The sequence below is a fragment of the Stenotrophomonas sp. ZAC14D2_NAIMI4_7 genome (assembly GCF_003086675.1).
GTDB lineage: Bacteria > Pseudomonadota > Gammaproteobacteria > Xanthomonadales > Xanthomonadaceae > Stenotrophomonas.
Genome location: NZ_CP025995.1, coordinates 2,400,606 through 2,413,138, shown reverse-complemented (window position 1 = coordinate 2,413,138; position 12,533 = coordinate 2,400,606). Strand labels below are relative to the sequence as shown.

The 12,533-nt window shown below is 69.9% G+C and carries 11 protein-coding genes; 10 read left to right on the top strand and 1 reads right to left on the bottom strand.

Annotated features, from left to right (window positions below; all coding sequences use genetic code 11):
- The first annotated feature begins 66 nt into the window (after positions 1–66).
- Positions 67–828 carry an SDR family oxidoreductase gene (locus C1922_RS11100; RefSeq protein WP_108749802.1) on the top strand — a complete coding sequence of 254 codons (762 nt, stop codon included), beginning with the start codon at positions 67–69 and terminating at the stop codon, positions 826–828.
- Positions 829–837: 9 nt separating this feature from the next.
- Here the strand turns inward: C1922_RS11100 and C1922_RS11095 are convergent, their stop codons facing one another.
- A complete protein-coding gene (locus tag C1922_RS11095; protein WP_108749801.1) occupies positions 838–1,296 on the bottom strand; it encodes a GNAT family N-acetyltransferase in 459 nt (152 codons plus the stop codon).
- Positions 1,297–1,351: 55 nt separating this feature from the next.
- Between C1922_RS11095 and C1922_RS11090 the strand changes: the two genes are divergently transcribed.
- From C1922_RS11090 to C1922_RS11050, 9 genes are all read left to right on the top strand, one after another.
- Positions 1,352–2,269 (top strand): TIGR03571 family LLM class oxidoreductase, encoded by a 918-nt coding sequence (locus C1922_RS11090; RefSeq protein ID WP_108749800.1) that lies wholly within the window; start codon positions 1,352–1,354, stop codon positions 2,267–2,269.
- Positions 2,270–2,346: 77 nt separating this feature from the next.
- Positions 2,347–2,676: a DUF3817 domain-containing protein gene (locus C1922_RS11085; RefSeq protein ID WP_199912176.1), complete on the top strand. Its 330-nt coding sequence runs from the start codon at positions 2,347–2,349 to the stop codon at positions 2,674–2,676.
- Positions 2,677–2,833: 157 nt separating this feature from the next.
- Complete coding sequence (locus C1922_RS11080) at positions 2,834–4,030, top strand: MFS transporter (protein WP_108749798.1); 1,197 nt, start codon at positions 2,834–2,836, stop codon at positions 4,028–4,030.
- Positions 4,027–5,226, top strand: coding sequence for an isochorismate synthase (locus C1922_RS11075; protein WP_108749797.1), 1,200 nt, complete (start codon positions 4,027–4,029; stop codon positions 5,224–5,226). The genes C1922_RS11080 and C1922_RS11075 overlap by 4 nt, the downstream gene beginning before the upstream one ends.
- Positions 5,223–6,875 carry an AMP-binding protein gene (locus C1922_RS11070; RefSeq protein ID WP_108749796.1) on the top strand — a complete coding sequence of 551 codons (1,653 nt, stop codon included), beginning with the start codon at positions 5,223–5,225 and terminating at the stop codon, positions 6,873–6,875. The genes C1922_RS11075 and C1922_RS11070 overlap by 4 nt, the downstream gene beginning before the upstream one ends.
- Positions 6,875–7,507 (top strand): isochorismatase family protein, encoded by a 633-nt coding sequence (locus C1922_RS11065; RefSeq protein WP_108749795.1) that lies wholly within the window; start codon positions 6,875–6,877, stop codon positions 7,505–7,507. Before C1922_RS11070 ends, C1922_RS11065 begins: the two co-directional genes overlap by 1 nt.
- Entirely contained in the window at positions 7,507–7,764 is a 258-nt protein-coding gene (locus tag C1922_RS11060; RefSeq protein WP_108749794.1) for a phosphopantetheine-binding protein, read from the top strand. The genes C1922_RS11065 and C1922_RS11060 overlap by 1 nt, the downstream gene beginning before the upstream one ends.
- On the top strand, positions 7,761–11,654 hold the full coding sequence (locus C1922_RS11055; protein WP_108749793.1) for a non-ribosomal peptide synthetase: 3,894 nt from the start codon (positions 7,761–7,763) through the stop codon (positions 11,652–11,654). Before C1922_RS11060 ends, C1922_RS11055 begins: the two co-directional genes overlap by 4 nt.
- Entirely contained in the window at positions 11,645–12,403 is a 759-nt protein-coding gene (locus tag C1922_RS11050; RefSeq protein ID WP_108749792.1) for a 2,3-dihydro-2,3-dihydroxybenzoate dehydrogenase, read from the top strand. Before C1922_RS11055 ends, C1922_RS11050 begins: the two co-directional genes overlap by 10 nt.
- Positions 12,404–12,533: the final 130 nt, after the last annotated feature.

The window sequence follows — 12,533 nt, the reverse complement described above, 5'->3', positions numbered from 1 at the left end:
GCGATTTATGGCGCCCGGCAATCCCAATAATCTGGTCCCACTTCCTCCGCAACCAGGTGCACCGTCATGACGTCGTCTTCCCGTGTTGTCCTTGTCACCGGCGGCAGCCGCGGCCTGGGCCGCAACGCCGCCTTGGCGCTGGCCGCCGATGGCGCCGATATCGTCATTACTTACCGCGCGCAGGCCGACGCGGCCGAACAGGTCGTGCAGCAGATCCAGGCGCTGGGCCGTCGTGCCGCCGCGTTGCCGCTGGACATGGCCGACAGCGCCGGCTTCGCCGCCTTCGCCCAGCAACTGCAGAACGTGCTGCAGGGCTGGGGTGCCACGGCGCTGCAGGGCCTGTTGAACAATGCCGGCGAAGGCCTGTACGCGGCGATTGCCGACACCACCGAGGCGCAGTTCGACAACGCCGTGGCCGTACACCTGAAGGGCCCGTACTTCCTGACCCAGGCGCTGCTGCCGCTGATCGCTGATGGCGGTCGCATCCTCAACGTGTCCAGCGGGCTGGCGCGCTTCTCGCTGCCCGGCAGTTCCGCCTACGCCATGATGAAGGGCGGCATTGAAGTGTTCACCCGCTATCTGGCACGCGAACTGGGCCCGCGTGGCATCAGCGCCAACACGCTGGCGCCGGGTGCCATCGAGACCGACTTCGGTGGCGGCCGCGTGCGCGACGATGCGCAGACCAATGCCATGGTGTCGTCGATCACCGCGCTCGGCCGCGCCGGCCTGCCCGATGACATCGGCCCGGTGGTGGTGGCGCTGCTATCGCCGGCCACCGGCTGGGTGAATGGCCAGCGCGTGGAAGCGTCCGGCGGCATGTTCGTCTGATCGGCGCAGTCAGTGCCGGGGCGGGGCGTCCAGGGTCAGCGGCTGGTAGACCAGTCCGTGCGACTCGGCCACTTCGCCGTCCAGCACGAAGCCATAGCGCTGGTAGGTGGGCACGGCATTCAGTGACGCGCTGACGCTCATCTGCGGCGCGCGCAGGTGCGGCAGCACCGCCTGCAGCAGCGCATGGCCGATGCCCTGGCCCTGGCAGGCCGGGGCCACGAACAGCATCGCCAGGTGCCGGCCCTCCTTCAGTTCCACCACGCCCACGATGCGCGCGTCCTGTTCGGCCACCAGGATGTGGTTGTCGCCCTGCAGGCGATCGCCGAAGGCGGCAGGCGCGGCCACCGCGGCAAACGTGGCCAGGCCCTGTGCGCTCAGGGTGGGCGCCACCGCCTGTTCGAACGCGGCCATGCACACGGCGCTGATCGCCGGGGTGTCCTGGGCCAGGGCGGGGCGGATCCTGTGCATGCAGTGTTCTTCCTGTAGTGGCGTGGTGGTCAGCCTGACACGCTAAGCTGCCAGCATGAGCGATTTCAATGCCGCCCATGCGCGGGTGTTTCCATCGCAGGGCCTCAGTCTGGGCCTGATGACCCCGCTGGCCGCGCACGGTCTGGCCGATCTGCGCAGCGCACGTGCGCATGCACGGCTGGCCGACGATCTGGGCTTTGCCGCGTTGTGGGCGCGCGATGTGCCGCTGATGGTGCCGCAGGGGCCCGATGCCACGGCCAGTGCCCTGGACGATCCGTTCCTGTGGCTGGCGGCGCTGGCTGGCGCCACCGAACGCATCGCGCTGGGCAGCGCGGCCATCGTGCTGCCGCTGCGGCATCCACTGCATGTGGCCAAGGCGGCGCGCAGCCTGGACCGGATCAGCGAAGGGCGCTTCATCCTTGGTCTGGGTTCGGGTGACCGCCCGGAAGAGTTCGCCGCGTTCGGCGAAGACCTGGACCATCGCGGTGCGGCGTTCCGCCAGCGCTGGTCGGTGTTGCGCGCGGCGCTGTCGCCCGACGCGCACGCGCAGGCCGAGCTGGCCGATGCCACCGGCGGCTTTGCGGTACTGCCGCCGCCGCAGCAGCGTATTCCCATGCTGGTGGTGGGAACGGCGCGGCAGAGCCTGCAGTGGATCGCACGCGACGCCGAGGGCTGGGCCACCTATCACCGCGAAGAAGGCGCACAGGAAGGCCGCATCGGGCTGTGGCAGCAGGCGCTGGCGCAGGCCGGCACCGCCAAGCCGTTCGTGCAGTCCATGCAGCTGGATCTGCAGGCCGATCCGCACGCGCCGGCCGTGCCATTGCCGTTGGGCATGAAAGTCGGCCGCCACGGTCTGCAGGCGTATCTGCAGCGCGTGCATGCGCAGGGCGTGGCGCATGTGATGTTCAACCTGGTCGACAACGGGCGGCCGGTGCAGGCGGTGCTTGAAGAAATCGCGTCGGTCGGGCTGTGACGATGGGCGGGGCGGGTTCCTGCTGGCGTTCGCATCTGCGTATCATTCGCGTTTGATTCCCCGGCCCGGAGCCTTTCGTGACCCCACGTTCCCCCTTGCACCCGTTCGGGCGCGCGTTCGCCATCGTTGCCTTCATCGAGGCGCTTACTTGGGCCGGGCTGCTGCTGGGCATGTGGCTGAAGTACGGGCCGGCCGACAACGTGGCGCTGGTGAAGGTGTTTGGTCCGCTGCATGGCGGGGCCTTCCTGGTCTACGTAGCGGTCAGCCTGGTGGCGGCGCTGCGCCTGCGCTGGCCGTGGTGGGCCACCGGGCTGGCGCTGCTGGCGGCGATTCCGCCGCTGGTCACGCTGCCGCTGGAATGGTGGTTCCGCCGCCGGGGTCTGTTGTCGGCGCGTAGCGTCGGCTGAGTCTGCGCAAGCGCACGTTGCCGTCCCGTTCAAGTGAATGGGTATCAAATGCAAATACGAGCCGTTATCATTTGAGGGCTGGATGCACGCCTGACGGTGTCGCGCCAGACGGGCCCGCAAGGCGCCCGCGTTCCTTTCCTGAAACGGCTGGTGTTCCATGAATGCACGTCCCGTCGTCGCCGGTCTGCCGGCATTGGTGTTGGCTGCCCTGATCGGCACCATGGCGATGATGTCTTTCGTCGCGGTCATCGGCCCGGTGGTGCGCTTGCTGGGCCTGGCCGAATGGCATGCCGGTCTGTCGGTCACCGCCGCCGGTGTGCTGTGGATGCTCGCCGCCCGCCCGTGGGGCCTGCTGAGCGACCGCATTGGCCGCAAGCGCGTGCTGCTGCTGGCCATGAGCGCCTACACGGTGGTCTACATCGGCCTGGCGGTATTCATCGACCATGCGCTGCAGTCGGTGCCGGCGGTGCTGGTATCGGTGGCAGTGCTGGTCGGCACGCGCGGTCTGATCGGCCTGTTCTATGCCGCCGTTCCGCCGACTGCCGCGGCGCTGATCGCCGACCAGTCACCGCCGGGCCAGCGCACGCAGCTGCTGGCGCGACTGGGCAGCGCCAATGCGCTGGGTATGGTGCTGGGCCCGGCCGCGGCCGGTTGGTTGGCCTACCGCAATCTGCCGCTGGCGCTGTATGCCGCCGCGCTGTTGCCGTTGCTGGCGTTGGCGCTGCTGGCCTGGCGCCTGCCGGCCACGCCACCGGTGGCGGCCAACGCGGCACAGAAGCGCACGCCGCTGGCGCGCATGGATGCACGCGTGCGGCTGCCGCAGCTGACCGCGTTCCTGGCCATGATTTCGGTCACCATCGCCCAGGTTACGGTCGGTTTCTTTGCGATTGATCGGTTGGCGCTGGACGCCGCCGCCGGCGCGCGCATGGCCGGCATCGCACTCACCGCGGTGGGCGTGGGCCTGATCCTGGCGCAGATGCTGGTGATGAAGCTGGACGTGCATCCGCGGCGCTGGATCGCGATGGGCGCGTTGATCGGCGGCCTGGGCTTCGCCTCGGTGGCGGCCGTGCAGCAACCCTGGCAGTTGCCGGCGGCCTACGCATTCGCGGCGTTCGGCATGGGCTTCGTATTCCCGTCCTTCCAGGCGCTGGCTGCCGATGCAGTGGAACCGCATGAGCAGGGTGCCGCCGCCGGTACCGTGGCCGCCGCGCAAGGCGTGGGCATGGTAGTGGGGCCGATGCTGGGCACGCTGTTGTACCGCGCCAATGCCAGCCTGCCGTACCTGATGGTGGGCGTGCTGCTGTTGCTGCTGTGCGCACTGGCACTGGCCCACCGTCGCGCGGAGGCCGCATGAACGATTCGATCGTGTTGGGTGATCGCAACCCCGATGCAGCGCTGGTCGACACGGCAATCAACGCCGATCAGGCCGACCTGTTCGTGCTGCAGCAGGCGGGCCAGCAGGTGCATGCGCGCGGCTGCCGTGCGCGGCTCCCTGCCGGTGCACTGACCACGCTGGCCGACCGCGTAGCGGATTTCTTCAGCCAGCAGCGCGGTGGTCCGGGGCTGCTGGTGGGCGCGGTGCCGTTCGAGCCGCGCGCCGACGATGCGTTGTACCAACCCGAGCGCCTGTTGCCGGCGCTGCCGCTGCGGCCGCAGGCTGCGCCGGTACTGCAGGGTGCGTTGCAGGCCGAGCCGTCCGCACAGGCCTACGCCGATGCGGTGGCGCAGGCGGTGTTGGCCCTGCGTGACAGCGACGACCCGTTGCACAAGGTGGTGCTGGCGCGCAGCCTGCTGGCGCAGACGCAGCAACCGCTGGCGCCGGACGCGCTGCTGGCACGCCTGGGCGCCGACCCCTCGGTGGCGACCTACGCGGTGCCGCTGCCGGTCGATCCGGCGCAGCCGCCGGCCTGGCTGGTGGGCGCAACGCCGGAGCTGCTGCTGCGCAAGCGCGGTGCCCAGGTGTTGTCGCATCCGCTGGCCGGTTCGGCCCGACGCAGTGCCGATCCCGTCCAGGACCAGGCCGCTGCGCAGGCGCTGCTGGCCTCGCGCAAGGATCACGACGAACACCGCCACGTGGTCGAGGCCATCGTCGCCGCGCTGTCGCCGTGGTGCCGGCAGGTGGACGCGCAGCCGCGCCCGGTGCTGCATGCCACCGCCAGCATGTGGCACCTGGGCACGCGCATCCACGCCACGCTGGATGATCCGTCCACGCCGGCGGCCCTGCTGCTGGCCGCGCTGCATCCCACCCCGGCGGTGTGTGGCACGCCGCAGCAGTCCGCGCTGCAGCGTATCCGTGCACTGGAACCGGTGCCGCGTGGCTTCTATGCCGGTGCCGTAGGCTGGCTCGACGCCCAGGGCGATGGTGACTGGTACGTGGCCATCCGCTGTGCGCGCCTGCAGGGCCGCCAGCTGCGGCTGTACGCCGGCGCCGGCATCGTCGCCGAATCCTCGCCGCAGGCCGAAGTGGCCGAAACGGCGGCCAAGTTCACCGCTTTGTTGAATGCGCTGGGGGTCCACGACCCGGCGCCGCTGCAGGAAACCCTGTCATGACCACGCATGCCGTTGCCCACCGTGTTCCGCTGCAGCAGGTCTGGCCGGCCGAGCGCGCGCAGCGCTATCGCCAGGCCGGCTACTGGCGCGGCGAAACCTTCCCTGGCTTCCTGCGCGAGCGCGCCGAACGCTATGCCGACGATGTTGCCGTGGTTGCCGGGGATACCCGCGTGACCTACGCGCAACTGTGGCATGAAGCCGGGCGCATCGGCGCCGGTCTGCTTGCGCTCGGGCTGCAACCGGGTGACCGGGTGCTGCTGCAGCTGGGCAACACCGCCAGCTTCATCAGCGTGGCCTGTGGCCTGTTCCGCGCCGGGCTGGTTCCGGTGTACGCGCTGCCGGCGCACCGCATCACCGAGCTGGTGCATTTCGCGACCAAGGCCCAGGTCAGTGCCTACGTCACCACGGCGCTGCACGAGGGCTTCGATCATCGCGAACTGGCGCGGGCCCTGCAGGCGGCGGTGCCAGCCGTGCAGCAGGTGGTGATCGATGGTGAGGCAGCCGAGTTCACCGCGCTGGATGCGCTGCAAGGCGACCGCGGCACGCTGCCGGCAGACCCTGACCCGCAGTCGGTGGCCTTCCTGCAGATCTCCGGCGGCAGCACCGGCCTGTCCAAACTGATTCCGCGCACGCACGACGATTACATCTATTCGTTCCGCGCCAGCAACGCGATCTGCGGCATCGACCGCGACAGCGTGTACCTGGTGGCCCTGCCGGCCGCGCACAATTTCCCGATGAGCTCGCCCGGCTTCTTCGGTGCGCTGTACGCCGGTGCGCGCGTGGTGATGAGCCCGGGCCCCGGGCCCGACGCCGCATTCCCATTGATTGCCCGCGAAAATGTGACCTGCTGCGGCCTGGTGCCACCGCTGGCATTGCTGTGGGCGCAGGCCGCGGCCAGCCGCAGCGAAGACATTTCCAGCCTGCAGGTGCTGCAGGTGGGCGGTGCCAAGCTGGTGCCCGAAGCCGCGCGGCGCGTGGTGGACGGGTTGGGCTGCACGCTGCAGCAGGTGTTCGGCATGGCCGAAGGGCTGGTGAACTACACCCGGCTGGACGATCCGCTGGAGCTGATCGTGGCCTGCCAGGGCCGGCCGATCAGTCCCGACGACGAAGTGCGCGTGGTCGATGACCACGACCAGCCGGTGGCCGAAGGCGAAGTCGGCCACCTGATCACCCGCGGCCCGTACACCATCAATGGCTACCACAACGATCCGGTGGCCAATGCACGCGCCTTCACCGGCGAGGGTTTCTATCGCACCGGTGATCGCGTGCAGCAGCTGCCCGGCGGCTATCTGGTGGTGCAGGGCAGGGCGGGCGACCACATCAACCGCGCCGGTGAAAAGATTTCCGCTGAAGAGATCGAAGACCATCTGCTGGCGCACCCGGCGGTGTTCGACGCGGCCGTGGTCTCCATTCCCGATGCGTACCTGGGCGAACGCAGCTGTGCCTTCGTCATTGCCCAGGGCGAGCCGATCAAGGCGCCGGCGCTGAAGGCCTGGATGCGCACCCGTGGCCTGGCCGCGTTCAAGGTGCCCGACCAGGTGCTGTTCGTGGACAGTTTCGATACCACGGCGGTCGGCAAGATCAGCCGCCGCGAATTGCGTGCGCAGCTGCGCGCGCGTCATCTGCAACAGACAGGAGGAACGCGCTGATGGCGCTGCCCCGCATTACCCCCTACGCGCTGCCGACGGCCAGCGAACTGCCGCCTGCGCGTGGCCCCTGGCAGCCCCAGCGCGACCGCGTTGCGCTGTTGGTGCACGACATGCAGCGCTACTTCCTGGCCGCCTTCGATGGCGAACAGGCACCGCTGCAGCCGGCCGTGGCCAATATCGCGCGGCTGCTGGCGCATTGCCGCGCGCACGGCATTCCGGTGTTCTACACCGCCCAGCACGGCAACCAGGACCGGCGCGACCGTGGTCTGCAGGCCGATCTGTGGGGCCCGGGCATGCAGCGCGGGCAATCGCATGAAGCGATCATCGACGCGTTGGCGCCGCAGGAAGGCGAGCACGTGCTGGTCAAGCACCGCTACAGCGCGTTCCAGCGCAGCAACCTGGAAACGCTGATGCGCGTGCGCGGCCGCGACCAGTTGCTGGTCACCGGCGTCTACGCCCATATCGGCTGTACGGCGACCGTGGCCGAGGCCTTCCAGCGCGATATCGAAGCGTTCATCGCCGCCGATGCCGTGGCCGACTTCTCGCGTGCCGACCACGACCAGGCGCTGTACTGGATCGCCCGCACCTGCGGGGTTCCGATGACTACCGACCGATTGCTGGAGCTGCTGTGATGAGTGCAGGCACTGAACCGCTGACCCTGGAACGCATGCGCGCCGACCTGGCGCGGGTGCTGGACTGCACGCCGGCCGAGATCGGTGACGATGACAACCTGATGGATCTGGACCTGGATTCGATGCGCATGCTCGGCCTGGTGCTGGCCTGGGGCAACACGGGTTTGCCGCTGGAATTCTCGCAGCTGGCCGAACACAGCACGCTGCGCCAGTGGTGGACGGTGGTGCAGCGGCTGCAGGCTGCGCAGGCGGCATGAGCGCCGCGGCGCTGGCCACGGCCGTTGCCCTGACCGAAGCCCAGACCGGGCTGTGGTACGCGCAGCGGCTGGCACCGCACAGCCCGGCCTTCAATACCGCCCATGCGGTGTGGATGGACGGTGCGCTGGACGTGCCCGCTTTCGCGGCCGCGGCCAACCAGGCGGCGGCCGAGGCGCAGGCCTTCGCACTCCGCTTCGGCCAGCACGCGCAGGGCGAGCCCCTGCAATGGCACGATCCGGCACATGTGCCGACGCTGCAGCTTCACGATGTTTCCGCTGCGGCCGATCCGGACGCGGCCGCGCGCGCGGCGATGCAGGCGGACCGACTGACGGCGGTGGATCCCACCCGCGACCGCCTGGCACGGCAGGTGCTGTTCCAGCTGGGCCCGCAGCGCTGGGTCTGGTACCTGCGCGTGCACCATCTGGCCACCGATGGCTATGGCATGGCCTTGTTCAGCGATCGCGTGTGCGCGCTGCATGCCGGCCGACCCGGTGAGGCGCTGCCGCCGTTGGATGCCGTGTTGGCCGACGATGCCGCATATCGTGCCGATGCACGGCGTGACCTGGCCCGGCAGTGGTGGCATGCCCAGCTGCAGGGGGCGCCGGCGGGCACGGGCCTGGCGGGCACCGCAGCGGCCAGCGACGATGCGCTGCGCTGGGTGCAGCCACTGGACAGCAGCTTCCGTGAGCGCCTGCTGCAGACCGCTGCGGCGTGGCTGCAGCCATGGCCGGATGTGCTGACCGCGCTCACCGCCGAGTATCTGCGGCGCATGGGCGCGGCCGACGAAATGGTGCTGGGCATTCCCTACATGGGCCGTCTGGGCAACGCCTCGGCACGCGTGCCGGCGATGGTGATGAACGTGCTGCCGCTGCGCGTTGCCGCCGCCGAAGGCAGCGTGGAATCGCACTGTCGCGCACTGGGCCGCCAGCTCAGCCAGGGCCGCAAGCATGGCCGTTATCGGGGTGAACAGCTGCGCCGCGACCTGGGTCTGGTGGGGGCGCAGCAGCGCCTGCATGGGCCGCTGGTGAACGTGCAGCCGTTCTACCGCCCGCTGGCGGTGCCCGGTGTGCAGGCCACCCTGGAGGTGCTGTGCACCGGCCCGGTGGATGATCTGACCCTGGGCTACCGTGGCGATGGCCAGCAGATGCTGGATCTTGAGATCGAAGCCAATCCTGCGCTGTACGGCGCGCAGGATCTACAGGCGCATGCGCAGCGCCTGCTGCATTTCGTGTCGGCGGCCCTGCAGGCCGACGACATCGGCGATGTGCCACTGGCCACGCCCGAAGAAACACAGCAGCTGGTGCATGGCTTCAACGCCACCGACCACCCGCTGCCACACACCACACTGGCCGAGCTGCTGCGTCAGGGCATGGATCGCGACCCACAGGCGCCCGCGCTGGTGCTGGGCGCGCAGACGCTGGACCACGCCACCCTGGAAGCACGCAGCTTCGCGTTGGCCGCGCAGTTGCGCGCGCTGGGCGCCGGCCCGGGCACGCGGGTGGCGGTGGCCTTGCCGCGTTCGCTGGAACTGGTGATCGCGCTGGTAGCCGTGCTGCGCGCAGGCGCCGCCTACCTGCCGCTGGATCTGGACCATCCTGATGAGCGCCTGGCGCGCATCCTGCGCTCGGCCAGGCCGCTGTGCGTGTTGAGCGAGGCGGACACCGCGCCGCGCCTGGCGGGTGTGCCGGTACTGGCACCCACGCAGTGGACCGATGTCAGCTTCGCCGCGCCATGGCCGGGGCCCGACGCGCACGATGCGGCCTATGTGATCTACACCTCCGGCTCCACCGGCGAGCCCAAGGGCGTGGTCATCGAGCACCGCGCCATCGTCAACCGCCTGCTGTGGATGCGCGAACACTACGGCTTCAGTGCCGACGACCGTGTACTGCAGAAGACACCGGCCACCTTCGACGTGTCGGTCTGGGAATTCTTCCTCCCGCTGCTGTGCGGGGCGACCCTGGTGCTGGCCCCGCCGCAGGCGCATCGCGATCCTGCCGCGCTGGCGCGACTGGTCCGTGCGCATGGCATCACCACCGCGCATTTCGTGCCGTCCATGCTCGATGCGTTCCTGGCCGCGCCGGATACGCAGGGCCTGCAGCTGCGCCGCGTGTTCACCAGTGGCGAAGCCCTCGATGCCTCGCTGCGCGACCGCTTCCATGCGCGCGTGCAGGCACAGTTGCACAATCTGTACGGGCCGACCGAAGCCGCCGTGGATGTGAGCTACTGGCCGGCATCGGCGGACGATGCGTCGCACCCGGTGCCGATCGGCTTCCCGGTCTGGAATACCCGCCTGTACGTGCTCGATGCCGCGCTGCGGCCGCAGCCGGTGGGGGTGCCGGGCGATCTGTACCTGGGCGGCGTGCAGTTGGCACGCGGCTATCTGGGCCGCGACGAGCTGACCGCCGAACGCTTCCTGGCCGATCCGTTCCTGCCCGGCGAGCGCATCTACCGCACTGGCGACGTGGCGCGCTGGCGCGCGGATGGCGCGGTCGAGTACCTCGGCCGCAGCGACCACCAGGTGAAGCTGCGCGGGCTGCGCATCGAACTGGGCGAGATCGAGGCGGCGCTGCGCGAACTGCCCGGCATGCAGCGCGTGGAAGTGCTGCTGCGCCACGATGCGCCGGCCGAGCCGCGGCTGGTGGCCTATGTGCCTGCTGGCCTGGACGATGCGGCGGCGCTGCGCAGCCATCTGGCCGCGCGCGTGCCCGACTACATGGTGCCGTCGCTGTTCGTGGGGGTGGCGCAGTGGCCGGTCACCGCCAATGGCAAGCTGGACCGGGCAGCGTTGCCCGCGCCTGCGCAGGTGGTAGTTGCTGGCCTGGCGCCGCGCACGCCGCTGGAACAGGAACTGGCGCAGCTGTTCGCGCAGACGCTGGGGCGCGATGCACCGGTACCGGTGGACGCCGACTTCTTCAGCCTGGGCGGCGACTCGTTGTCGGCGGTGCATCTGTTGCTGGCCATCGAACAACGCTGGCGCTGCGAGCTGGGCCTGGGTGCGCTGTTCGCCCAGCCCACGGTGGCCGCGCTGGCCACGCGACTGGCCGAACCGCCGGCCAACGCCGACCACGCGCTGGGGCCGGTGATCGCACTGGCAGCGCCGGAGGGCGAAGCCACTGCTGCACCGCTGTTCGTGCTGCACCCGGCCGGTGGCATCGCCTGGAATTACCGCACGCTGGCGCGCGCCCTGCAGCCGGCGCGCCCCGTGTATGGCCTGCAGTCGCCTGCGCTGGATCCCGCGCAGCCGCTGCCGGGCAGCATCGATGCCATGGCCAACGACTACGTGCAGCGCGTGGTGGCCCTGCAGCCGCGCGGCCCTGTGCATCTGCTGGGTTGGTCGGTGGGTGGCATCCTGGCCCAGGCCATGGCCGTGCGCTTGCACGACATCGGGCGTGAGGTGGGCGAACTGGTGCTGCTGGATGCGTATCCCGCTGAATGCTGGCGGGCCGAACCTGAGCCCGACCCGATTGCCGCGCTGCGGGCGTTGCTGGCCATTGCCGGGCACGATCCCGACGCGCACCCGGAACTGGACAGCCGCGAGGCCATCCTGGCCTTCCTGCGCCAGGGCGGCAGCGCGCTGGGCAGTCTGCCGGATGTGGTGCTGGAAGGCGTGGTACGCGCGGTGACCGGCACCAACCGACTGATTCGGGCCCACCACCATCGCCCGTACGTGGGCACGCTGGTGCATGTGCGGGCAGGGCGCGACCACGTGGCCCGCCCGCAACTGCAGTCGGCGCTTTGGCAGGCGCACGCGCTGGACGTACAGGCGCTGGAACTGCCGTTCCTGCACGCCGAACTGACTGGCCGTGATGCGGTGGCACAGCTGGCGCCGTGGCTGTCGGCACGCCTGCAGCACTGGGATGAACAACAGGAGATCGCAACATGCAGTTGACCGGGTTTGCAGGCCGCGTGGCGCTGGTGACCGGCGCCGGTGGGGGTATCGGCGCGGCGCTGGTTGAACTGCTGGCGGCGGCCGGGTGCACGGTGGTGGCCACCGATCTTGCCGCGCCCGTGGCGCAGGCACGTGAGGTACACGCCTTCGCACTGGACGTGACCGACAGCGGTGCAGTCGATGCGCTGGTGGACCAGGTGGAAGCGCGCATCGGGCCGATTGCGCTGGTGGCGAATCTGGCTGGCGTGCTGCACGTGGGCGAGGTGGTGCAGACCACCGATGCCGACTGGCGCCGCGTGTTCGCGGTCAATGCCGAAGGCGTGTTCCATGTCAGCCGCGCGGTGGCGCGGGTGATGTCACCGCGTCGGCAGGGGGCGCTGGTGACGGTCAGTTCGAACGCGGCCGGTGTGCCGCGCCATGGCATGGCTGCGTATGCCGCCTCGAAGGCGGCGGCGACCATGTTCACCCGTTGCCTGGGCCTGGAGCTGGCCCCGCTGGGCATCCGCTGCAACATCGTCGCCCCGGGTTCCACGCTCACCCCCATGCAGATCGGCATGTGGGAAGACGCGCAGGGCGCCGAACGGGTGATCGCGGGCAACCTGGATACCTACAAGGCAGGTATTCCGCTGCGCAAGCTCGCCACCCCGGACGACATCGCTCATTCGGTGATGTTCCTGCTGTCCGAGCAGGCCGGCCACGTGGCCATGAGTGATCTGTACGTGGACGGCGGCGCTACCCTGCGCGGGTGAACGCTTGGTAGGTGCCCACCTTGGTGGGCACGCTCTGGGGCGGCCGATTTCCGGTAGGTGCCCACCTTGGTGGGCACATTCTGGGGCGGCCGATTTCCGGTAGGTGCCCACCTTGGTGGGCACACGTGTG

What these genes read in the sequence shown, in the direction of transcription:
- C1922_RS11100 (WP_108749802.1), top strand. Translation starts at nt 67, where the DNA reads ATGACGTCGTCTTCCCGTGTTGTCCTTGTCACCGGCGGCAGCCGCGGC.
- C1922_RS11095 (WP_108749801.1), bottom strand. Translation starts at nt 1,296, where the DNA reads ATGCACAGGATCCGCCCCGCCCTGGCCCAGGACACCCCGGCGATCAGC.
- C1922_RS11090 (WP_108749800.1), top strand. Translation starts at nt 1,352, where the DNA reads ATGAGCGATTTCAATGCCGCCCATGCGCGGGTGTTTCCATCGCAGGGC.
- C1922_RS11080 (WP_108749798.1), top strand. Translation starts at nt 2,834, where the DNA reads ATGAATGCACGTCCCGTCGTCGCCGGTCTGCCGGCATTGGTGTTGGCT.
- C1922_RS11075 (WP_108749797.1), top strand. Translation starts at nt 4,027, where the DNA reads ATGAACGATTCGATCGTGTTGGGTGATCGCAACCCCGATGCAGCGCTG.
- C1922_RS11070 (WP_108749796.1), top strand. Translation starts at nt 5,223, where the DNA reads ATGACCACGCATGCCGTTGCCCACCGTGTTCCGCTGCAGCAGGTCTGG.
- C1922_RS11065 (WP_108749795.1), top strand. Translation starts at nt 6,875, where the DNA reads ATGGCGCTGCCCCGCATTACCCCCTACGCGCTGCCGACGGCCAGCGAA.
- C1922_RS11060 (WP_108749794.1), top strand. Translation starts at nt 7,507, where the DNA reads ATGAGTGCAGGCACTGAACCGCTGACCCTGGAACGCATGCGCGCCGAC.
- C1922_RS11055 (WP_108749793.1), top strand. Translation starts at nt 7,761, where the DNA reads ATGAGCGCCGCGGCGCTGGCCACGGCCGTTGCCCTGACCGAAGCCCAG.
- C1922_RS11050 (WP_108749792.1), top strand. Translation starts at nt 11,645, where the DNA reads ATGCAGTTGACCGGGTTTGCAGGCCGCGTGGCGCTGGTGACCGGCGCC.